This is a genomic window from Neoaquamicrobium microcysteis (assembly GCF_008180155.1).
GTDB lineage: Bacteria > Pseudomonadota > Alphaproteobacteria > Rhizobiales > Rhizobiaceae > Aerobium > Aerobium microcysteis.
Genome location: NZ_VSZS01000057.1, coordinates 127,050 through 148,568 on the forward strand (window position 1 = coordinate 127,050; position 21,519 = coordinate 148,568).

Here is a 21,519-nt window from a genome sequence, read left to right on the forward strand (position 1 = left end):
CGATGCAATCGCGATCGTGGGAGACGCAATGGAAGAGCCTCACCGGTCGGGATGTCCGATCAACCTTACGCTGGAGATACTGGGCGACAAGTGGAGCCTGCTGGTCATCCGCGACATGATGTTCGGCAACCGCCGCCACTTCCGAGAGCTGCTGTCGCAGTCGGAGGAAGGGATCGCGTCCAACATTCTGGCTGACCGCCTGAAAAGGCTGCTGGCGCAGGGCGTGATTTCCCGGCGGGACGACCCGACCCACAAGCAGAAGGCGATCTACAGCCTTACGGATCGGGGCATAGAGCTGCTGCCGATCTTCGCGCATATCGGCGCGTGGGGACGCCGGCATCTGCCGGTCAGCGAAGAGCTCAGCATCCGCGCACAGCTTCTGGAGGAAGGCGGCCCGGTGATGTGGGACAGGTTCATGCTCGAGCTGCGCGCCGAGCATGTCGGGCTTGCGGATGGCGAGGAGCCCCCACGGAGCCCGACGGTGCGTGAAGAACTTCAGGCCGCCTATGAGGCGGTGGTGTCGCGAAAGGCGAAGGCCGCCGGGTGACCCTGGAGGCAACGAAAAAGGCCGGCTTGCGCCGGCCTTCGATAGTGTCGAATGACGCGGTCGCTCAGACCGCATCCTCCAGCGTGGCAAGCTGCGAAAGGAACTGTTCGGCCTTGGTACGGGCCTCGTCGTTCTTGGCGTCCGCCACGTCTTCACGTGCGTCCTGGATGCGGCGGGCGAGGTCGTCGCGGTCGATGTCCTTCACCGCCACGGCCGACTCGGCCAGCAGCGTGCAGGCTTCCGGCGTAACGTCCGCAAAGCCGCCGAACACGACATAGCGCTCCTCGGCACCCGATGCAGGCTTCACCGTCACGACGCCCGGCTTGATGGTGGTCATCAGCGGAGCATGGTTGGCCATGACCGTCATCTCACCTTCAGTACCGGGAATGATGACGGCCTCGACGTCCTGCGATACGAGCAGGCGTTCGGGCGAGACCAGTTCGAACTTGAATGATTCAGCCATGTCTTGTTCGGCAGTCGGCAGGTCGGCAGTCGGCAATAACCCGAACTACGCACTTCCCGTCCAACTCGACTGCCATCTCCCTATTGCCGATTGCCGATTGCCGATTGCCGCCGCTCAGGCAGCTTCCGCCGCCAGCTTCTGTGCCTTTTCGATCGCTTCCTCGATGGAGCCGACCATGTAGAAGGCGGCTTCCGGCAGGTGATCGTACTCGCCCGCCACGAGGCCCTTGAAGCCCTTGATGGTGTCTGCGAGGTCGACCAGCTTGCCCGGCGCGCCGGTGAACACTTCGGCCACGAAGAACGGCTGCGACAGGAAGCGCTCGATCTTGCGGGCGCGGGCAACCGTCAGCTTGTCCTCTTCGGAGAGCTCGTCCATGCCCAGGATCGCGATGATGTCCTGCAGCGACTTGTAGCGCTGGAGCGTCTGCTGGACGTTACGGGCGACCGCGTAGTGCTCCTCGCCGACGACCTGCGGGTCGAGCATGCGCGAAGTGGAGTCGAGCGGATCGACCGCCGGGTAGATGCCCTTTTCGGCGATGGCGCGGTTCAGCGTCGTCGTCGCGTCAAGGTGCGCGAACGAGGTCGCCGGCGCCGGGTCGGTCAGATCGTCGGCAGGGACGTAGATCGCCTGCACCGAGGTGATCGAACCCTTCTGGGTCGTGGTGATGCGCTCCTGCAGGGCGCCCATGTCGGTCGCCAGCGTCGGCTGATAGCCCACGGCCGAAGGAATACGGCCCAGCAGAGCCGACACTTCCGAGCCCGCCTGCGTGAAGCGGAAGATGTTGTCCACGAAGAACAGAACGTCCTGGCCCTGATCGCGGAAATACTCGGCAACCGTCAGACCGGTCAGAGCAACGCGAGCACGCGCACCGGGGGGCTCGTTCATCTGGCCGTAAACGAGAGCGGCCTTGGAGCCTTCGCCGCCGCCCTTCTTGTTGACGCCCGATTCGATGAACTCGTGATAGAGATCGTTGCCCTCGCGGGTACGCTCACCCACGCCTGCGAACACCGAGTAGCCGCCATGCGCCTTCGCGATGTTGTTGATCAGTTCCTGAATGAGAACGGTCTTGCCCACGCCGGCGCCGCCGAACAGGCCGATCTTGCCGCCCTTCGCGTAGGGAGCCAGCAGGTCGATGACCTTGATGCCGGTGACGAGGATGGCGGCTTCCGTCGACTGTTCGACATATTCGGGAGCCGGAGCATGGATCGGGCGGTCTTCGACGCCGGTAACCGGGCCTTCTTCGTCTATCGGCTCGCCGATGACGTTGATGATGCGGCCGAGCATCTGCGGGCCGACCGGAACCGAGATCGGTGCGCCGGTGTCGGTGACGGCCTGGCCACGAACCAGACCTTCGGTCGCGTCCATGGCGATGGTGCGCACGATGTTCTCGCCAAGGTGCTGTGCTACCTCGAGGACGAGACGGTTGCCCTGGTTGCTGGTCTCCAGCGCGTTCAGGATCGCAGGCAGGTTGCCTTCGAACGCCACGTCGACGACGGCGCCGATGACCTGATGAACCCTGCCGGTTGCGCCGGACGCGACGGCCTTCGCCTTGGGAGCCGCAGCCTTGGCCGGAGCGGCCTTCTTTGCTGCGGGAGCCTTTGCCGCGGCCTTGGGCGCCGCTGCGGCCTTGGCGGCTGCCGCCGTGGCCGTCTTGGGGGTAGCTGCTTTAGCCATTCTGAATACCCTCTTCAATCGTTCCTGTTGTCCGGTCGCGGCGTTGATCCCTCAACGCGTTCCGGCACTAGAGCGCTTCCGCGCCCGCAATGATTTCGATCAGTTCCGTGGTGATCTTCGCCTGGCGCTGACGGTTGTAGGTGATCGACAGCTTGTTGATCATGTCGCCCGCATTGCGCGTCGCGTTGTCCATGGCCGACATCTTGGCGCCCATCTCACCGGCCGCATTCTCCAGCAGCGCGCTGAAAATCTGCACCGAGACGTTGCGCGGAATGAGGTCCGACAGGATCTCGCTCGCATCCGGCTCGTATTCGTAGACGGCCGAACCGCTTGCCGCCTCGTCCGAAACGACCGGCGTGGATGCCGGGATGAGCTGCTGCGCGGTCGGCACCTGGCTGATGACCGACTTGAACTGAGAATAGAACAGCGTCGCAACGTCGAACTCGCCGGCGTTGAACATGCCGATCACCTTCTTGGCGATCGCATCGGCATTGACGAAGCCGACCTGCTTGACTTCACGCAGTTCGATGCGGTCGACGATCTTGTCGGCGAAGTCGCGGCGCAGGATGTCGTAACCCTTCTTGCCGACCGTGATGATCTTGACCGTCTTGCCTTCCGCGATCAGGCGGCGGGCATGGTCGCGGGCAAAGCGCGCGATCTGCGAGTTGAAGCCGCCGCACAGGCCACGCTCGGCCGTCGCGACGATCAGCAGGTGAACGTCGTCCTTGCCGGTGCCGGTCATCAGCGCCGGGGCATCCGCCACGTCGACGGCCTTGCCGATATTGGCCATCACCGCAGCCATGCGCTCCGAATAGGGGCGCGCGGCTTCCGCAGCTTCCTGGGCGCGACGCAGCTTCGCCGCGGCGACCATCTGCATCGCCTTGGTGATCTTCTGCGTCGCCTTGACCGAGGCGATGCGGTTGCGAAGTTCTTTCAGTGAAGCCATTCGGCTGCCCCTGCTCCGTTACGCTAGCGCCTCAGACGAAGTTCTTGGCGAAGCCGTCGATCTCGGCCTTGAGCTTGCCGCGCAGATCGTCCGACAGAGCCTTCTCCTTGCGGATGGCCTCGAGGATCGAACCCTGCGAGCGCAGATGCGCCAGAAGGCCCTGCTCGAACTTGCCGACTTGGTTGACGGCGAGCTTGTCGAGGTAGCCGTTGACGCCGGCAAAGATCACCGCGACCTGCTCTTCCGTCTTCAGCGGCGAGAACTGTGGCTGCTTCAGGAGTTCGGTCAGGCGGGCGCCGCGGTTCAGTAGGCGCTGGGTGGAAGCGTCGAGATCGGAACCGAACTGCGCGAAGGCAGCCATTTCACGATACTGGGCGAGCTCGCCCTTGATCGAGCCGGCAACCTGCTTCATCGCCTTGATCTGCGCGGCGGAGCCGACGCGCGAAACCGAGAGGCCGACGTTCACGGCAGGGCGGATACCCTGGAAGAACAGGTTGGTCTCGAGGAAGATCTGGCCGTCAGTGATCGAGATCACGTTGGTCGGGATGTACGCCGAGACGTCGTTGGCCTGCGTTTCGATGACCGGCAGAGCCGTCATCGAGCCGGCGCCCATTTCGTCGCTCATCTTGGCAGCGCGCTCGAGCAGGCGGGAATGCAGATAGAACACGTCGCCGGGGTAGGCTTCGCGGCCGGGCGGACGACGCAGCAGCAGCGACATCTGACGGTAGGCGACGGCCTGCTTGGTCAGATCGTCATAGGCGATCAGCGAATGCTTGCCGCTGTCGCGGAAATATTCGCCCATGGCGGCGCCGGCGAACGGCGCGAGATACTGCAGCGGAGCCGGGTCCGAAGCGGTCGCGGCGACGATGATCGAATATTCGAGCGCGCCGCGCTCTTCGAGCACCTTCACCAGCTGGGCGACGGTGGAGCGCTTCTGGCCGACAGCGACGTAGACGCAATAAAGCTTCTGGCTCTCGTCGTCGCCGTCGTTGAGCGACTTCTGGTTCAGGATGGTGTCGAGGATGATCGCGGTCTTGCCGGTCTGGCGATCGCCGATGACCAGCTCGCGCTGGCCGCGGCCGACCGGGATGAGCGCGTCGATGGCCTTCAGGCCGGTCGACATCGGCTCGTGCACCGACTTGCGCGGGATGATGCCGGGAGCCTTGACGTCGACGCGGGCGCGCTGCTTCGCCTTGATCGGGCCCTTGCCGTCGATCGGATTGCCGAGCGCGTCGACGACGCGGCCGAGCAGTTCGGGGCCGACCGGGACGTCCACGATCGCGCCGGTGCGCTTGACGGTGTCGCCTTCCTTGATGTCGCGGTCCGAACCGAAGATGACGACGCCGACATTGTCGGCTTCGAGGTTCAGCGCCATGCCACGGATACCGCCGGGGAACTCGACCATCTCGCCGGCCTGGACATTGTCCAGACCGTAGATACGGGCGATGCCGTCACCGACGGAGAGAACCTGACCGACCTCGGAAACCTCGGCTTCCTTGCCGAAATTCTTGATCTGGTCCTTGAGAATTGCGGAAATTTCCGCGGCGCGGATATCCATCAGCCGACCTCTTTCAGTGCGAGCTTAAGCGAAGCGAGTTTGGTTTTGAGCGACGTGTCGATCTGGCGCGAGCCCATCTTGACCACCATGCCGCCGAGAAGCGAAGGGTCCACCGTCAGGTTGATCGCGACATCCTTGCCGGCGACCGACTTGAGCGCAGCCTTGAGTTCGGCCTTCTGCGCAGCGGTGAGTTCGTGAGCCGAAATGACATCGGCAGCAACCTCGCCGCGCGCCTCGGAAGCGATCCGCCGGAAGGCGGCGATCATGCCCGGAATGGCGAACAGGCGGCGGTTGCGGGCGACGACGCGCAGGAAATTGCCGGTGAGGCCGGTGATCTTCGCCTTGTCGGCGATGGCCGTGATGGCCTTCAGCTGGTCGTCGGAGGAGAACACGGGGCTCTCGATAAGACGCCTTAGATCGTCGCTGCCTTCGATCAGCGCTTCGAAGCGCGTGAGATCGCCTTCGACCTTGGCAACCGAGTTGGCCTGCGCGGCGAGTTCATGCAGCGAACCCGCATAGCGCTCTGCCACTCCGGAGATCATCGAGCCAGACTGTGCCACGGACCGTCTTTTCTCTCTGTCTGACAGGTCACATGATTTATCGCTGGAGCGTTAGACCCTGGCTAAATCGTTGACCTTGTTGAAATTTCCCGACCGGAACCGTGAGCTTGCCACATCCCCCTGTCGAAAGTCGCTTGCCGTCTAGCACAGGCTTTCCCGACTCGCAACACGGCGCAAGCCATGGATTCGCGGCAGTTTTGTCGCAGCCGGGAAGCCCGCCTTCAGTCGCGTCGTGGAATCAGGCGACGAAGCCGAGCGCGAAGGACAGCACGAGCGCGGCCAGCACGATTTCCAGTGCCAGCCACAGCCAGTTGTAGATGGTGTTGCCGTCATCCGAGAGCATGGAAATGATGCGGCCGAACGCCGTCAGCGCCCAGCACAGGCCGAGCGTCAGATAGATCAACGGCTGGGCGAGCAGGATGGCGGCGAGGCCTACGCCGACATAGAAGCCGGACATGGTGGCGCGCGCCTCCGCCACCGCCTCGGGATGGTTCGGCGTCGTCTGCAGCCGCAGGAGCCTGAACGTCAGCCCCGGCGCAAACAGCATCATGAGGCCGAACAGCAGCGTGAAGGCCGCCACCGACCAAGCCAACCACTCACCCTGGCTCATGGGCCACGGAAACGCGAACTCCACGGCATCCCCTCCAAAACGAATCGCCGCGCGAGATTAGCCGAAGGAGGAGACGTTGTCGTGAGGGGGCACGCGGTTTGACAGGCCCGCCACGAGGGACAGTGCGCACCGGCAGACGCTAGCTGGCCAGCGCCATCTCCAGAGCAGCCTCGCAATGAACGAGTGTGGTGTCGAACACGGGCACGGAGACGTTGCCCTGATCGAGCAGCATTCCTACCTCGGTGCAACCCAGAATGAGGCTGTCGGCTCCGCGCGCCACAAGGCGGCTGGCGATCCCCACATAGGCGGCACGGCTGTCGTCAGTCACGATATCGCGGCAAAGCTCGTCGTAGATGATCCGGTGGGTCAGGGTGCGGTCGTCGGCTGACGGGATGATCGGCTCCAGACCGGCAGCGACGAGACGGTCGGTGTAGAAGCTCTGCTCCATGGTGAACGCCGTCGCCATCAGCCCCGGCCTGCCGAGCCCCGCGCGCTGAATGCCGTGCGCAGTGGCATCGGCGATATGCAGCAGCGGGATCGAGACACCATGCATCATCGCGTCGGCGACCTTATGCATCGTATTCGTGGCCAGGATCAGGAAATCAGCCCCGCCGCGTTCCAGAGCCAGCGCCTCGGCGTTCAACCGTTTGCCTGCACGACCCCATTCGCCGGCCGCCTGTAGCGCCTCTATGGCGGCGAAATCGAGGGACCGGATCAGCAGGTCGGGTGAATGGAGACCGCCCAGCCTTTCGCGCGCCAGCGTACAGAGCTGCCGATAGTAGATTTGCGTCGAGGCAGCCGACATGCCCCCGAGAATGCCGATCGTCTTCATCAAATCGCTGCCTGCTGCCTGGGAACGTTGCAGGTTAGGCGGGCGTTCCGGTCATGTCGACCCGCACGGTTGACGATGCGCGTCAGACCGGCATAGCTTGCTGTCGGATCCGGGATTTCGCGCCATGCGTGCAGTCATATTCATTGTAGGAAGCGTCCGCATGGTGGCTTGAGGGTATCGGCCCAAACTCCCATGCGCCCCCGAAATTCGGGGGCTTTTTCATGTCCGAAGTCTCGTTCCGGAATTGCCCGCCAATGTCACAGTCCGCACCCGCACCCCGTCTGTCCACGCTGATCCTGCTGGCGGCGCTGGGCATCCTGCCGATCAACATCTTCCTCCCTTCGCTGACGGGCATGGCCGCCGATTTCGGCGTAAGCTACGGAGTGATGGGGCTTTCGCTTGCGGCCTACGCAGCCGTTTCGGCCTGTCTCCAGATAGTCATGGGCCCTCTGTCGGACAGGTATGGACGACGGCCGGTGATCCTGTGGGGAACCGGGATCTTCATCGTTGCCACGTTGGGCTGTATCTTCGCACGCGATGTGTGGACCTTTCTGGCTTTTCGCATGGCGCAGGCAGCCATCGCACCGACCTATGCCGTTGCGCTGGCGGTGATCCGCGACACTACCGACAAGGAGCAGGCCGCCAGCCGCATGGGCTACGTCGCGATGGCATGGGCGCTGGCGCCGATGCTGGGCCCAAGCTTCGGCGGCCTGCTCGACGAAGCCTTCGGATGGCGCGCCAGCTTCTGGTTCCTCGCGGCGGCCGGCATCGCGGTATTCGCCCTGTGCTGGGCCGACCTGCGGGAAACCAACGATAATCGCGCCAGCACCCTTGCCGCCCAGTTCCGCGCCTACCCCGAATTGCTGGGTTCCGTCCGGTTCTGGGCCTATGCGCTGTGCATGGCGTTTTCCGTTGGCGCGTTCTACGCCTTCCTCGCAGGCGCGCCTCTTGCGGCGTGCACGGCATTCGAAATGTCCCCCGCAATGCTCGGCTTGGCCATGGGGTCGATAACCGGCGGCTTCATGCTCGGCAGCTTCCTCGCAGGGCGCTTTTCAAGCCGTGTCGGACTGACCACGATGCTGATATCGGGCCGGCTCATCGCCTGTTTCGGGCTTCTGCTGGGCCTGGGTCTCCACGTTTCGGGCATCGATCACGTATTCGCCCTGTTCGGCCCGTGCATGTTTGTCGGCCTGTCCAACGGGCTGACGATGCCGAGCGCCAATGCGGGTGCGATCTCGGTGCGCCCGCAGCTTGTAGGAAGCGCGGCCGGCCTGGCAGGCGCACTCGCAGTGGCGGGCGGTGCGGCGATGTCGTCGATCACGGGTGCCGTGCTAGATGCCGAAAATGCCCGCTATGCGCTGCTGCTGGTCATGCTGGCTTCTGCCACTCTGGCGCTGGCCGCGGCCCTGTATGCCAGCCATCTCGAGCGCACCCTGAAACCGCAGTGACACATCACAAGAAGCTCTGCGGATCGACGTCGACTTGCACGCGCACCGAGCCGCGCTGTTTCGGTCCCGCGGAAAGCAGGGCGCGCAGGAAGGACTGCATGTCGGAGCGCTTATCGCCATGGACCAGCAGGCGGAAACGGTAGCGCCCGGCGATCAGCGATAGAGGAGCCTCCGCCGGCCCGAGCACGGAAATGTCGCTGGCGGCGGGCGCGGCGCGGCGGAGGCCTCGCGCATGGCCCTCTGCCTCGGCACGCGTCGCCGCGCTGACGATGATCGCGGCCAGCCGTCCGAAGGGTGGCAGATGCGCGCGCTCGCGCTCGGCGATCTCCTGCTCGTAGAACGATTCGGCATCGCCCGAGACGATCGCGCGCATCACCGGATGGGCAGGCTGGTAGGTCTGGATGAGGCCGAGGCTCTTTCGGCCGGTTCGCCCGGCGCGGCCCGTTACCTGACTAAGAAGTTGGAAGGTGCGCTCGGCGGCGCGCGGGTCGCCATTTGCCAAGCCCAGATCGGCATCGACCACGCCCACCAGCGTCATGTTCGGAAAGTTGTGGCCCTTGGCGACGAGCTGCGTGCCGATGACGATGTCGGCCTCGCCCTTGGCGATGGCGTCGAGCTCGAGCCGCAGCCGCTTCACCCCGCCCATCATGTCGGACGACAGCATGATCGTGCGCGCATCGGGAAAATGCGACACCACCTCCTCGGCGATACGCTCGATGCCCGGCCCGCAGGCGACCAGATGGTCGAGCGTTCCGCATTCGGGGCAGGCTTCAGGCCGCGGCTCGGTATGGGCGCAGTGATGACAGACGAGTTGGCCGCGAAAGCGGTGCTCGACCAGCCAGCTCGAACAGTCCGGGCACTGGAAACGGTGGCCGCACACGCGGCACAGCGTCAGTGGCGCATAGCCGCGCCGGTTGAGGAAGAGCAGCGCCTGCTCGCCGCGTGAGACGGTCTTTTCCATCTCGCGCAAAAGCAGCGGCGACAGGAAGCCCCCGCGCGCGGGCGGATCGCGTCGCATGTCGATGGCGCGCAGGTCCGGCAGAGCTGCCTCCGCGAAGCGCCCCGAAAGCACGACGCGCTCATAGCGGCCCTGCTGCGCGTTGACGCGGCTTTCCACGGACGGCGTAGCCGATGCGAGCACCACGGGAAAGCTGCCGATATGCCCGCGAACGACCGCCATGTCGCGCGCCGAATAGAACACGCGGTCCTCCTGCTTGTAGGCGGGGTCGTGCTCCTCGTCGACCACGATGAGCCCGAGATCGCGAAACGGCAGGAACAGCGCGGAGCGCGCACCCGCCACCACGCGCACGCGGCCCTCGGCCACCTGCCGCCAGACGCGCTCCCGCATCCGGGGCGACAGATCGGAGTGCCATTCGGCGGGCTTCGCGCCGAAGCGGTCGTGGAAACGATCGAGGAACGCGGCTGTGAGCGCGATCTCCGGCACCAGGACCAGAACCTGCCGCCCTGCCTCAATGGCCGCCGCAATGGCCTCGAAATAGACTTCGGTCTTGCCCGAACCGGTAACGCCGTCGAGCAGCGAGACGGAGAAGCCGCCGGCAGCCCTTTTCCGCAATGTGTCCGCCGCAAGCTGCTGGTCGCCCGATAGCTCAGGAGTTGCAAAGGAAGGGTCGGGCGCGGCCACGACAGGCTGTGGCGGGATCATCACCGTCTCGAACACGCCCTGCGCCTTCAGCCCGTCGATGACCGTCAACGACGCGCCGGCCGCATGCGCGAGGCCCGAGCGCGTCCAGGCCATGCCGTCGCGCGCAAGCTCCATTACCCGCGCCCGCGCCTCGGTCAGCCGCTCCGGCTCGCCGCCCGCCCAGCGCAGCCCGTCGAGCAGCGGCTCGGGATCGAAGGCCGCCGGGGCGCGCAGGAACATGCGCGCCACCATGCCGGGGGCGGAAAGTGTCCAGGCGGCCACCCAGTCGACGAAGCGACGCGCCTTTTCCTCGATCGGCGGGCAGTCGAACACCTCGGATATCGGCCGCAGCTTTCTGGCGTCCACCCTGTCGGTCGGCGTGTCCCACACGATGCCCGCCACCTCGCGCGGGCCCAGCGGCACGCGCACGATGGAACCCGGCACCACCCTCATGCCAGGCGGCACCGCGTAGGAATAGGGCCGCTCGGCCGGCATGGGCACCAGCACGGGAACGATGCCTGTCGGGGACGAATCTTCGCTCATCGGACGTGACCTTGCCCGGTTCTTGGATTAGAGCAAGGGCGAAGCGCGATCTGCGTCATGAGGCCCATTGCCAAGGGAGCACTGCCATGAAGTTCTTCGTCGATACCGCCGACGTGAAGGAAATCCGCGAGCTGAACGAGCTCGGCCTTCTGGACGGCGTGACGACCAACCCGTCCCTCATCCTCAAGTCGGGCGGCTCCATCGCCGACGTCACCAAGGAAATCTGTTCCATCGTGGATGGCCCGGTTTCAGCCGAGGTGGTGGCGACCGAGTACAAGGAGATGATGCGCGAGGCCGACGTTCTTTCGAAAATCGCCGACAATGTCTGCATCAAGGTGCCGCTGACGCTCGACGGGCTCAGGGCGTGCAAGTCGATCACCTCGAGCGGTCGTCTCGTCAACGTAACGCTTTGCTTCTCTGCCAATCAGGCGCTGCTGGCCGCCAAGGCGGGCGCGAGCTTCATCTCGCCCTTCATCGGCCGCATCGACGACATGGGCGTCGACGGCATGGAGCTGATCTCGGAAATCCGCACCATCTACGACAATTACGATTTCAAGACCGAGATTCTTGCCGCCTCGATCCGCACGGTCAATCACGTCAAGCAGGCCGCCCTGATCGGCGCGGATGTCGCGACCGTGCCGCCTTCGACGCTAAAGGCGCTGGTCAAGCACCCGCTGACCGACAAGGGGCTGGAAGCCTTCCTCGCCGACTGGGCCAAGACCGGCCAGAAGATCGGCTAAAAAGGCCGGCTATCCGAGATCGGGTGGCGTGACCCGCCACCCTTCCCCTTATGCCCGGCGCAAACCGCTTGGATCGAACAAGTCGGTCAGCGCGTGAACTCGGCGCCCGGATCGTCGGCCAGCCGCTCGACGGTGTGGCGCTGCAGCAGGGCGGCCACGTCGCCAGGCTCGCCATCCAGCAGATCGGGCGCGATTGGCTTGCCGACGGTAATGTTGAAGCGCCCGCCCCGCTTGTTCAGCAGCTCGTGGAACACGGTCATGTCGCGCAACTCGTCCGACCAGCGCGACAGCAGGTAGAACAGACCGGAGTTGCGCGCGGTGATGCGCGCGGGCACGACGGGAACGCGGTAGCGCCGCGCCAGCGCAACGACGGAGCTCTGCCATGGGCGCTCCGTCAGCCTGCCCTCGTTCCAGAACGCGATGCGTCCCGACGGAAACAGCACCACGACCTTCTTGCCGGAAAAGGCGCGCGCCGTCATTTCCAGCGTATCGCGGCTCTTCGAAAGCGTCTTTTCGCCCTGCCGCCATTCGACCGGGATGATGAGATCGCGGAAACCCGGCGCGACCCGAAGGGCGTCGCGGTTGGCGAAGATGGCCATGTCGGGCCGGGCAGTCTTGAGAAAATCGAACACCGCGATCCCGTCGGCGATGCCCGTCGGATGGCTCGGCGCGAGGATGAACCCGCCGCTTGCCGGCAGATTTTCGGCCCCCGCCACCGAAACGTCGAGGCTGAGCAGGGTGCTGAGATAGTCGAATGCCTCGCGGCCGGACAAAGGCGCGATGTCGTTGGCCATCGAGACGGCCTGGCTGTAGTGAAAGGCGCGGTAGATGACCGGCCGAAGAAGCGGCCAGAACACCCCCTGTGACAGATGCGTCGCGCGCTCGGCGATGAGCTGGTCGACGACATGATCGGGATCGCCCGCCATTCCCATCCGGTCACGCACAAGTGCCGAGGTCAGCGAGGCGGGCATCATTCTGAACTGCATCTGGCAACCACTCCGTGAGGCCATCACTGGCTTGGAAAGGTGACAGCGCTATGACGGCCGCACGCTCCCGCAACACAGAACGCCCTGTGTGGGGAAAGGTTCCATGGTCCACTGCGGGAAGATTACTGGAGCAGCGGCTCTTCAGCGTCCTCGCGGCGCCAGATATCCTCGACCTCTTCAGGCGAGGTAGCAGCGGGCCGAGCCTCGGCCGTGGAGGTCGCCTTTTCCAGCTCCTGCGCAACCACAAGACGCAACAACTCGGCCAGTTCCCGGGCCGCCCTGTCTTCGGCGTTTCGCACGGAACGCAGGGCCGCAAACTCCTGGATCGGAAGGTCGTAGGGAGCCTGCACGGCACGTGTGCCGGCCGAAATGCGCTCGCCGCTCGCCGCGTCGGTCAGCACGTAGCTGCCGCGAACGGTGACGATGCCGGCAGTAGGCTCGAGATTGACGCGTCGCGTGTTGACCGAGGTGGCGCGCGCATCGCGCACGCTGGTGCTGAGCTGCATGCGATAGGCGGGGTTGGCCGGCTGGCCCTTGCCACCCGCCATCAGGAAGATGAGATGGTTGCGCACCTCCTGGCCGACGCGATCCCTTGCCGGCGCGATTTCGACGAGCGCCAGCTTTGCCGAGGCCGCCCCCTGCGGCCCGGTGGCCGACGTGGTGACATCGCCGTAGAGAGGGCGAACCGTGCAGCCGGCCATTGCCGTTACCGCCAGCAGCAGGCCCGCGACAAGCGCGAGGCGGCGGACGGGGCTCCGGTCAGATGACGACATTGACGATCCTCTGCGGCACGATAATCACCTTGCGCGGCGGCTTCCCGTCGAGCGCGGCGCGCACGACGTCCAGCGCCAGCGCCGCTTCCTCGACGGCAGATTGATCCGCGTTTCGCGAGATTGTCAAATCGCCGCGCTTCTTGCCGTTGATCTGTACCGGCAGCACGATTTCATCGTCCACCACCAGCGCCGCATCGAATGCGGGCCAGGGCTGATTCGCCACCAGCCCGTCGCCGCCGAGCGCGGCCCAGCACTCCTCGGCCAGATGCGGCATCATCGGAGCGATCATCCGCACCAGGGCTTCCAGCGCCTCGCGCAGCGCCGCTTTTGTGCCCGTGTCGGCCGACGCCGCGCTGCCGACATGCGGCGACAGCGTGTTGGTGAGCTCGTAGAGCCGGGCGACGGCCTTGTTGAAGCCCAGTCTCTCGATGTCCTCGCCGACCGCCTTGACGACCTTGTGGGCGGCCTTCGATATGGCCGCGGCCTCGCCGTCGCGCGCCGGCGCGGGCGAAACGCCGGCCAGAGCCGGGGCGAACTCGGACACCAGACGCCACACGCGCTGCACGAAGCGGTGTGCGCCCTCGACGCCCGCTTCCGTCCAGATCACGTCGCGCTCGGGCGGCGAATCCGACAGCATGAACCAGCGCGCCGTGTCGGCACCGTAGCTGGCGATGATGTCATCGGGGTCGACCACGTTCTTCTTCGACTTCGACATCTTCTCGATCGAGCCGATCTCGACCGGCGCGCCCGACGCCGTCATCACGGCGCTGCGCCTGCCATCGGCTTCCGAGATGGTGATCTCTGCGGGCGTGACCCACCCGCCCGGACCCTTGTAGGTTTCGTGAACCACCATGCCCTGCGTGAACAGGCCCTCGAACGGCTCCTCGACCGCGTTGAGATGCCCCGTCGCCTTCATGGCGCGGGCAAAGAAGCGCGAATAGAGCAGGTGCAGGATCGCGTGCTCGATGCCGCCGATATACTGGTTGACCGGCAGCCAGCCGTTCGGACCATCCACATAGGGAAGCGTCGTCGGCTGCTGACCGTTCCACGGATCGGTGAAGCGGGCGAAATACCACGAGGAGTCGACGAAGGTGTCCATCGTGTCGGTGTCGCGCCGTGCGGGCCTGCCGCATTGCGGGCAGTCGGCGTGCTTCCAGGTCGGGTGATGGTCGAGCGGGTTGCCCGGCCTGTCGAACGACACGTCGTCGGGCAGCAGCACCGGCAGCTGGTTGGCAGGCACCGGCACCGCACCGCAGTCGTCACAGTGAATGACAGGGATCGGGCAGCCCCAGTAGCGCTGGCGCGAGATCAGCCAGTCGCGCAGGCGGAACTGCACCTTGCGCGTCGCCTGCGGGCGGCCGTCGATGGTCACGCCGGACAGACGCTGGGCGACTTCATCGAACGCTGCCTTGGGCGTCATGCCATCCAGGAAGCGCGAATTCATCATCACGCCGTCGCCCGTATAGGCTTCCTCGGTGATCTGGAACGTCGCTGCGTCCGCGTCTGCGGGCATCACCACCGGCACGACCGGCAGGCCGTATTTATTGGCGAAGTCGAGATCGCGCTGGTCGCCGGACGGGCAGCCGAAAATCGCGCCGGTGCCGTAATCCATCAGCACGAAATTGGCCACATGCACCGGCAGCGTCCAGCTTTCGTCGAAGGGATGGACGACGCGGATGCCGGTGTCGAAGCCCTTCTTTTCTGCTGTCTCGATCTCGGCGGCCGACGTTCCGCCGCGCTTGATCTCCTCGATGAAGGCGGCGAGCGCCGGGTTCTTCTCCGCCGCCTTTCTGGCCAGCGGGTGGTCGGCGGCGATCGCCATGAAGGATGCGCCGAAGATCGTGTCGGGCCTTGTGGTGTAGACCTCCAGCTCGCTCTCGCCGTCAGGTGCAGTCGCCGCGTCCAGCTTCCAGCGCAGTTGCAGCCCTTCCGACCGGCCGATCCAGTTAGACTGCATCAGCTTGACCTTCTCGGGCCAGCGATCCAGCGTCTCCAGCCCGTCCAGCAGCTCCTGCGCCATCGAGGTGATCCTGAAGAACCATTGCGTCAGGTCGCGCTGTTCGACCAGCGCGCCGGAACGCCAGCCGCGCCCGTCGATCACCTGCTCGTTGGCGAGCACGGTCATGTCTTCCGGGTCCCAGTTGACCTTGGCGTTGCGGCGCTCGACCAGTCCCGCCTTCCAGAAGTCGAGGAACATCTTCTGCTGGTGACGATAATAGGAGGGGTCGCAGGTCGCGAATTCGCGCGCCCAGTCGAGCGACAGGCCCATCGTCTTCAACTGGCCCTTCATCGTCTCGATATTGGCATAGGTCCATTCGCGCGGATTGACCTTGTTGTCGCGCGCGGCGTTCTCGGCCGGCAGGCCGAACGCGTCCCAACCCATCGGGTGCAGGACGTTGAAGCCCCTGGCCCGCTTGTAGCGCGCCACCACGTCGCCCATGGCGTAGTTGCGGACATGGCCCATATGGATGCGCCCCGAAGGATACGGGAACATCTCCAGCACGTAATACTTTTCGCCCGGCGCGTCGTTCTTCGTCTCGAACAGTTTCGCCTCGTCCCAGGCCTTCTGCCATTTGGGCTCGGATGCGCGGGGGTTGTATCGTTCGGTTGCCATGTCCGGATTTTTACCTAAAAGACGCCAGGGCCAACTTTCGGCGTGAATGTCACTTGAAAGTTGAAAGTGCGCATGCCTTCACCACGGTTTCCAGGACCCGTCAACCGTAACGGTCCGGAGGCCGATCAAAACAGCGGAATTGGACCATGAACGACGCGGTTTCCCGGCTTGATGCGGTGAGGAACAATATCGCAGCTGCGGAGAAAGAAGCCGGGCGCGAAAGCGGCTCTGTAACCCTCGTCGCCGTCTCCAAGACTTTTGCGGCCGATGAGATCCGCCCGGTCATCCAGGCGGGCCAGCGCGTCTTCGGTGAAAACCGGGTGCAGGAGGCGCAGGGCAAATGGCCGCCGCTGCGCGATGAATTTCCCGATCTCGAACTGCACCTGATCGGCCCGCTTCAATCCAACAAGGCGAAGGAGGCGGTAGCGCTCTTCGACGTGATCGAGACGGTCGACCGCGAGAAGATCGCAGCCGAACTGGCGAAGGAAATCGCACGGCTGGGCAAGGCCCCGCGCCTCTACGTGCAGGTCAACACCGGACTTGAGGCGCAGAAGGCCGGCATCGACCCGCGCGAGGCCGTCGCCTTCGTGGCGCGGTGCCGGGAGGTGCACGGCCTCGCCATCGAAGGGCTGATGGCGATCCCGCCCTTCGACCAGAACCCCGGCCCGCATTTCGCGCTGCTGGAAAAGCTGGCTCGTGAGGCAGGTGTCCAAAAGCTCTCCATGGGCATGTCCGGCGACTACGAGACGGCCATCGCCTTCGGCGCGACCAGCGTGCGTGTCGGCTCGGCGATCTTCGGCACGCGCTGACCATCGCGCGGCGGTCATTTCGATCCGTTTTTCGCCACGAAGTCGCGTATCCTTGAGGACACTTGCTGAAATGTCCTGAGCCGCTTGAGGAGAGAGACAATGGCGAGGAACATGACCGGGCCGGAGAGGCCCCATACCGCACACCTTCATCCCCGCGTCTACACGGCCATGGCCGGCCTGGCCGTGCTCTTCGTGCTGGCCACCTGGTACGGCTTCGGCGCGAGTTCCTACATCGATTATCTGCTTGTCATCGTCACGGCGTTTCTGGCCATGGTGGTGGCGCTTCCGCTGCTTGCGTGGCGGCAATGGCACGAGCATCCGACGCGCGGGCCCCATGATGTCGAGCGCGACACGTTCCATGCCTGGGCCGAGCACGATGTCGATACCTTCACCGGCGCGACCAGCGGACGGTCGGCGGCGATAGAGATATTGCTGCCGCTCTGCGCGGTCGCGTTCGGCATGCTCGCCTTTGCGATCCTGGCCCATGTGATGAGCTGATCGCCGGCAGCCCCGTCAGTGCAGCTTGAGTTCGCCCGCCACGTTGCGCCACTCGTTCGGTGCGATGAGCTTGCGGTGGGTATAGGCGACCGAATGCAGAGCGCCGTCGATCTTCTCCTGCCAGAAATCGATGAAGCGATGAAGCGACGGAAATTTCGGCGCCAGATCGTAGTGCTGCCAGATGAAGGTCTGTAGGAACGACGGGTGATCCGGCATGCGATAGAGGATCTGGGCGGTCGTCAGCCCGTATCCGCTGAGCATCAGTTCCATTTCGCTGTGGTTTTGCATCTTCGCTGCCCCGCTGCGGTTGGCTCCTCCACGCGCCAAGTGTGACGCGATTTGCGTTAACCGTCTATTGACGAGATTGCGTTCACGAGAGTTTTATTGCGTGTTTACAATACCTTGGCAGCATGGAGCTGTGAGTGCTGACAGCCTGCCGGCGCCGGCGGCAACCTGACCCATCGTCTAATGTTGTGACCGCGCGCGAATTGGTAATAATGCGCCGCGAATGGCGGCATTCGTCCGCTTAACCGGCCGGTTGCGGCCGGCAGATCGATCCGGGAGGGAGTTCCAGCATGTCCGAGGTAAAGCTTCATCGTGTCCAGCCGGCGTGGAAGAAGGACGCGCTGATCGACGGCGATACCTACGAGAAGTGGTACAGGGAGAGCGTGAAGAACCCGGAAAAGTTCTGGGGCAAGCACGGCAAGCGGATCGACTGGTTCAAGCCCTACACGAAGGTCAAGAACACCTCGTTTTCCGGCAAGGTTTCGATCAAGTGGTTCGAGGACGGACAGACCAACGTCTCCTACAACTGCATCGATCGCCACCTGAAGAAGCGCGGAGACCAGACCGCCATCATCTGGGAAGGCGACAACCCTTACGACGACAAGAAGATCACCTATAACGAGCTCTACGAGCACGTTTGCCGGCTGGCCAATGTGATGAAGAAGCACGGCGTCAAGAAAGGCGACCGCGTCACCATCTACATGCCGATGATCCCCGAGGCCTCTTATGCGATGCTGGCCTGCGCGCGCATCGGCGCGATCCATTCGGTCGTCTTCGGCGGCTTTTCGCCGGATGCCCTGGCGGGCCGGATCGTCGATTGCGAATCGACCTTCGTCATCACCGCCGACGAGGGCCTGCGCGGCGGCCGCACGATCCCGCTGAAGGAAAACACCGACAAGGCCATAGACATCGCGGCGAAAAATCACGTGAAGGTCGATAAGGTGCTGGTGGTGCGCCGCACCGGCGGTAAGACCGGGTGGGCCGATGGCCGCGACGTCTGGTATCACGACGAGGTGCGCAGCGTTAAGGCCGAGTGCAAGCCCGAGAAGATGAAGGCGGAGGACCCGCTGTTCATCCTCTACACCTCGGGCTCCACCGGCAAGCCTAAGGGCGTGCTGCACACCACCGGCGGCTACCTGGTCTACGCCTCGATGACGCACCAGTACGTCTTCGACTATCACGACGGGGACATCTACTGGTGCACCGCAGATGTCGGCTGGGTGACGGGCCACAGCTACATCGTCTACGGGCCGCTCGCCAACGGCGCGATCACGCTGATGTTCGAGGGCGTGCCGAACTACCCGAACGCCGGCCGCTTCTGGGATGTCGTCGACAAGCACAAGGTCAACATCTTCTACACCGCGCCGACCGCCATCCGCGCGCTGATGGGCGCGGGCGACGATTTCGTCACGCGTTCGTCGCGCAAGAGCCTGCGCGTGCTGGGCTCGGTCGGCGAGCCGATCAATCCGGAGGCGTGGGAATGGTACTTCAACGTCGTCGGCAACAAGAAGGTCCCCATCGTCGACACGTGGTGGCAGACGGAAACCGGCGGCATTCTCATCACGCCGCTGCCGGGCGCGACCGACCTGAAGGCGGGCTCTGCGACACGGCCCTTCTTCGGGGTGCAGCCGCAGCTTGTCGACAATGAAGGCAACGTGCTGGAGGGTGCGGCCGACGGCAACCTGTGCATCGTCGATTCGTGGCCGGGCCAGATGCGCACGGTCTATGGCGACCACGAGCGCTTCATTCAGACCTATTTCGCCACCTACAAGGGCAAGTACTTCACCGGCGACGGCTGCCGCCGCGACGCCGACGGCTATTACTGGATCACCGGTCGCGTGGACGACGTGCTCAACGTGTCGGGCCATCGCATGGGCACGGCCGAGGTGGAGTCGGCGCTGGTGAGCCACGACAAGGTGTCGGAAGCAGCCGTGGTCGGCTATCCGCACGACATCAAGGGCCAGGGCATTTACTGCTACGTGACGCTGATGGCCGGTGAGGAGGGCACGGACGCGCTGCGCAAGGAGCTGGTGGCCCATGTCCGCAAGGAGATCGGCCCGATCGCCTCGCCCGACCTCATCCAGTTCTCGCCCGGCCTGCCCAAGACGCGCTCGGGCAAGATTATGCGGCGCATTCTCAGGAAGATCGCCGAGGATGATTTCGGCGCTCTGGGCGACACCTCGACACTGGCCGATCCGGGCGTAGTGGACGACCTCGTCGAGAACCGCCAGAACAGAAAGAAATGACGCAACGGAAACAGGGGCTTGCGTGATCGCATCGTTTGCCCCACATTCCTCTTGTGTTCAACGAACTGAAAGGAGGTGATCCAATGTCGAGTGGTTTCAACCGTAGCGTGGCCCCGGCGGATCGTCCTTTCGGGAAGCAGTCTTCCTGACAGGCGCGTGACGCGCGGCAGGCGAGCGATCGCCACCACGGGCCGCGCCACGGACGGAAACACGGGGGCCGCTCTTCGGAGCGGCCCTTTTGTTTGGGCTTATCGGGTCAGGGCGAGGCGTTCGATGTTGCCCGCGATCGAACGGAAGGCGGCATCGAGTTCGGCCCCTGTCGAGGCCTCGTAATAGTGCTGGGTGCTGCCGCTGTCAGGCGTGGCGCAGTTGCGCATCACCTGCTTGGCCGTATTGTTCAGCATGAAGCCGATGGTAAATATTTCTATTCCCTGCCGCTTCATCTCGGTGCAGAGACGGTTTGCATAGTTGCGCGACCGCGTCGGCTGGTTGCGCACATTCGCCCCGTCGGGCACATCGGCAAACGCCGTATTGAACTCGCCGTCGGTCATGAGGATCGCGTATTTGGCGACCTTCTTGTTGTCGTATTCATGCGGCTGCGCGGAGACGGGCAAGACGCTCGCCCATTTGGGCGACAGCATATACCAGCTCCACTGAATGCCTATCTGGCCGGCAGTGTGTCCATTGGCCACGAAGCTCTGGATGCGGGAGGTAAGCGCCGCGCGATCCGTCGTAAGCGGGATCAGCGCCGCAGCCGGACAGAACTGCAGCCGGTAGTCGCGGTTGACCATCCTGACATGCGGGCCGTCGTCGGTGAACTGGCGGGTTCCTTCGCGATCGGTGCCGCAGATGTTGCCGCCCGAAGCAGGGGTCGCGGGCGGCAGCGATGGCGGTTCGCTTGCCGAGTGGAGGTCCGTCTCCCGATAGATCACATGCGACAGCGGCCCGGCATTGACGGCGTCCGCGTAGGGTACGATGGCGACCCGCACCCGGTCGCTGCCGGGACGGTTGTTGTCGAGAAGCAGGTTGACCGCATTGGTCGCGGCGACCTTGAGATCCTTCAGACGCTGGCCCTGCATCGAGCCGGTCACGTCCAGCATCATCGCCACCTCGATCCGGCGATCGGAATAGAGCGCGGCGGATTCGGTCGTGACACGCTGGCGGTTTGCCGCCCCGAACAGGGCGAATGCAACGTCGAGCTCCACGGTGGCCTTGGCAGTGACGGTGCTGGCCTCGCGGTCGACGACGATGCTGTCCAGCGACAGCTTGCCCTCCTCCGCATAGGCGCGCAGGCCGTTGGCTATCAGGAACGCCTCGACCACCTCCCGGGCCTGCTCTTCCTGGATCGCGCCGGTCGTCAGGTCGCGCGCGGTGGATGTCACCGCCGCATCGAGTGCCGCCAGCAGGTTGGATTTGGTGATGGAGATTTGCGCGATGTTGAGGCCGTAGCCCGCGCCCAGCAGCAGAACCGGCGTCGTCAACGCCAGCATCATGCCGAAATTGCCGCTGCGGCTACGCCCGAGACGCGCCAGAAACCGCCTGATACTGCCCACCACCCGCATCGCCCTGTCTCCATCCGAAACACATGCATATGTCCCGGCAAGCGCTGCATGGCGCGCGCCGGAATGCACGAAGACGACGGCATCTAGGCGCGCGAAGGGGTTAAGTTATTGCTTTTCGGGAGTTGCAAGATCAGGGTTTGGTTGGCGACCGGTTAACGCCGGGAGCGGGCTTTTCCGCGCTTT

19 protein-coding genes are annotated in these 21,519 nt (G+C 64.5%); 6 read left to right on the forward strand and 13 right to left on the reverse strand.

What is annotated here, in order from left to right; translation table 11 throughout:
• Window positions 1–28: 28 nt before the first annotated feature.
• Complete coding sequence (locus FY036_RS06190; RefSeq protein WP_148913839.1) at window positions 29–547, forward strand: winged helix-turn-helix transcriptional regulator; 519 nt, start codon at window positions 29–31, stop codon at window positions 545–547.
• Window positions 548–611: 64 nt separating this feature from the next.
• Here the strand turns inward: FY036_RS06190 and FY036_RS06195 are convergent, their stop codons facing one another.
• The 7 genes from FY036_RS06195 to FY036_RS06225 all read right to left on the reverse strand — a co-directional run bounded on the left by FY036_RS06195 (window position 612) and on the right by FY036_RS06225 (window position 7,190).
• Window positions 612–1,010 carry a F0F1 ATP synthase subunit epsilon gene (locus tag FY036_RS06195; RefSeq protein ID WP_148913840.1) on the reverse strand — a complete coding sequence of 133 codons (399 nt, stop codon included), beginning with the start codon at window positions 1,008–1,010 and terminating at the stop codon, window positions 612–614.
• Window positions 1,011–1,124: 114 nt separating this feature from the next.
• On the reverse strand, window positions 1,125–2,684 hold the full coding sequence (atpD, locus tag FY036_RS06200; protein WP_148913841.1) for a F0F1 ATP synthase subunit beta: 1,560 nt from the start codon (window positions 2,682–2,684) through the stop codon (window positions 1,125–1,127).
• Window positions 2,685–2,751: 67 nt separating this feature from the next.
• Entirely contained in the window at window positions 2,752–3,630 is an 879-nt protein-coding gene (locus FY036_RS06205; RefSeq protein ID WP_148913842.1) for a F0F1 ATP synthase subunit gamma, read from the reverse strand.
• A 31-nt stretch (window positions 3,631–3,661) separates the two neighbouring features.
• Window positions 3,662–5,188: a F0F1 ATP synthase subunit alpha gene (gene atpA / locus FY036_RS06210; RefSeq protein ID WP_148913843.1), complete on the reverse strand. Its 1,527-nt coding sequence runs from the start codon at window positions 5,186–5,188 to the stop codon at window positions 3,662–3,664.
• Entirely contained in the window at window positions 5,188–5,730 is a 543-nt protein-coding gene (locus tag FY036_RS06215) for a F0F1 ATP synthase subunit delta (protein ID WP_407941131.1), read from the reverse strand. Before FY036_RS06215 ends, atpA begins: the two co-directional genes overlap by 1 nt.
• Window positions 5,731–5,986: 256 nt before the next feature.
• Complete coding sequence (locus FY036_RS06220) at window positions 5,987–6,382, reverse strand: AGROH133_08824 family phage infection protein (RefSeq protein ID WP_148913845.1); 396 nt, start codon at window positions 6,380–6,382, stop codon at window positions 5,987–5,989.
• Between the two features lie 115 nt (window positions 6,383–6,497).
• Complete coding sequence (locus FY036_RS06225; RefSeq protein WP_148913846.1) at window positions 6,498–7,190, reverse strand: aspartate/glutamate racemase family protein; 693 nt, start codon at window positions 7,188–7,190, stop codon at window positions 6,498–6,500.
• A 254-nt stretch (window positions 7,191–7,444) separates the two neighbouring features.
• On the opposite strand from FY036_RS06225, the gene FY036_RS06230 reads away from it, so the two are divergent.
• Window positions 7,445–8,638, forward strand: coding sequence for a multidrug effflux MFS transporter (locus tag FY036_RS06230; RefSeq protein ID WP_148913847.1), 1,194 nt, complete (start codon window positions 7,445–7,447; stop codon window positions 8,636–8,638).
• Between the two features lie 4 nt (window positions 8,639–8,642).
• Here FY036_RS06230 and FY036_RS06235 read toward each other — a convergent pair whose 3' ends face one another.
• Window positions 8,643–10,823: a primosomal protein N' gene (locus tag FY036_RS06235; RefSeq protein WP_148913848.1), complete on the reverse strand. Its 2,181-nt coding sequence runs from the start codon at window positions 10,821–10,823 to the stop codon at window positions 8,643–8,645.
• 86 nt (window positions 10,824–10,909) lie between these two features.
• Between FY036_RS06235 and fsa the strand changes: the two genes are divergently transcribed.
• The gene (gene fsa / locus FY036_RS06240; RefSeq protein ID WP_148913849.1) at window positions 10,910–11,563 is read left to right on the forward strand and encodes a fructose-6-phosphate aldolase; all 654 of its coding nucleotides are present in this window, start codon (window positions 10,910–10,912) and stop codon (window positions 11,561–11,563) included.
• Window positions 11,564–11,649: 86 nt separating this feature from the next.
• On the opposite strand, the gene FY036_RS06245 is transcribed toward fsa, so the two are convergent.
• The 3 genes from FY036_RS06245 to leuS form a co-directional block, all read right to left on the reverse strand.
• A complete protein-coding gene (locus tag FY036_RS06245; protein WP_148913850.1) occupies window positions 11,650–12,549 on the reverse strand; it encodes a 1-acyl-sn-glycerol-3-phosphate acyltransferase in 900 nt (299 codons plus the stop codon).
• A gap of 122 nt (window positions 12,550–12,671) precedes the next feature.
• Complete coding sequence (locus FY036_RS06250; protein WP_148913851.1) at window positions 12,672–13,322, reverse strand: LPS assembly lipoprotein LptE; 651 nt, start codon at window positions 13,320–13,322, stop codon at window positions 12,672–12,674.
• Complete coding sequence (leuS, locus tag FY036_RS06255; RefSeq protein WP_148913852.1) at window positions 13,309–15,936, reverse strand: leucine--tRNA ligase; 2,628 nt, start codon at window positions 15,934–15,936, stop codon at window positions 13,309–13,311. Before leuS ends, FY036_RS06250 begins: the two co-directional genes overlap by 14 nt.
• Window positions 15,937–16,082: 146 nt before the next feature.
• On the opposite strand from leuS, the gene FY036_RS06260 reads away from it, so the two are divergent.
• Window positions 16,083–16,745: a YggS family pyridoxal phosphate-dependent enzyme gene (locus tag FY036_RS06260; RefSeq protein WP_148913853.1), complete on the forward strand. Its 663-nt coding sequence runs from the start codon at window positions 16,083–16,085 to the stop codon at window positions 16,743–16,745.
• 99 nt (window positions 16,746–16,844) lie between these two features.
• The gene (locus FY036_RS06265; RefSeq protein ID WP_148913854.1) at window positions 16,845–17,243 is read left to right on the forward strand and encodes a hypothetical protein; all 399 of its coding nucleotides are present in this window, start codon (window positions 16,845–16,847) and stop codon (window positions 17,241–17,243) included.
• 15 nt (window positions 17,244–17,258) lie between these two features.
• Here the strand turns inward: FY036_RS06265 and FY036_RS06270 are convergent, their stop codons facing one another.
• Window positions 17,259–17,531: an usg protein gene (locus FY036_RS06270; RefSeq protein WP_148913855.1), complete on the reverse strand. Its 273-nt coding sequence runs from the start codon at window positions 17,529–17,531 to the stop codon at window positions 17,259–17,261.
• 287 nt (window positions 17,532–17,818) lie between these two features.
• Here FY036_RS06270 and acs point away from each other — a divergent pair, with 287 nt between their 5' ends.
• A complete protein-coding gene (acs, locus tag FY036_RS06275) occupies window positions 17,819–19,774 on the forward strand; it encodes an acetate--CoA ligase (protein WP_148913856.1) in 1,956 nt (651 codons plus the stop codon).
• Window positions 19,775–20,022: 248 nt separating this feature from the next.
• On the opposite strand, the gene FY036_RS06280 is transcribed toward acs, so the two are convergent.
• Window positions 20,023–21,336, reverse strand: coding sequence for a pilus assembly protein (locus FY036_RS06280; RefSeq protein WP_148913857.1), 1,314 nt, complete (start codon window positions 21,334–21,336; stop codon window positions 20,023–20,025).
• Window positions 21,337–21,519: the final 183 nt, after the last annotated feature.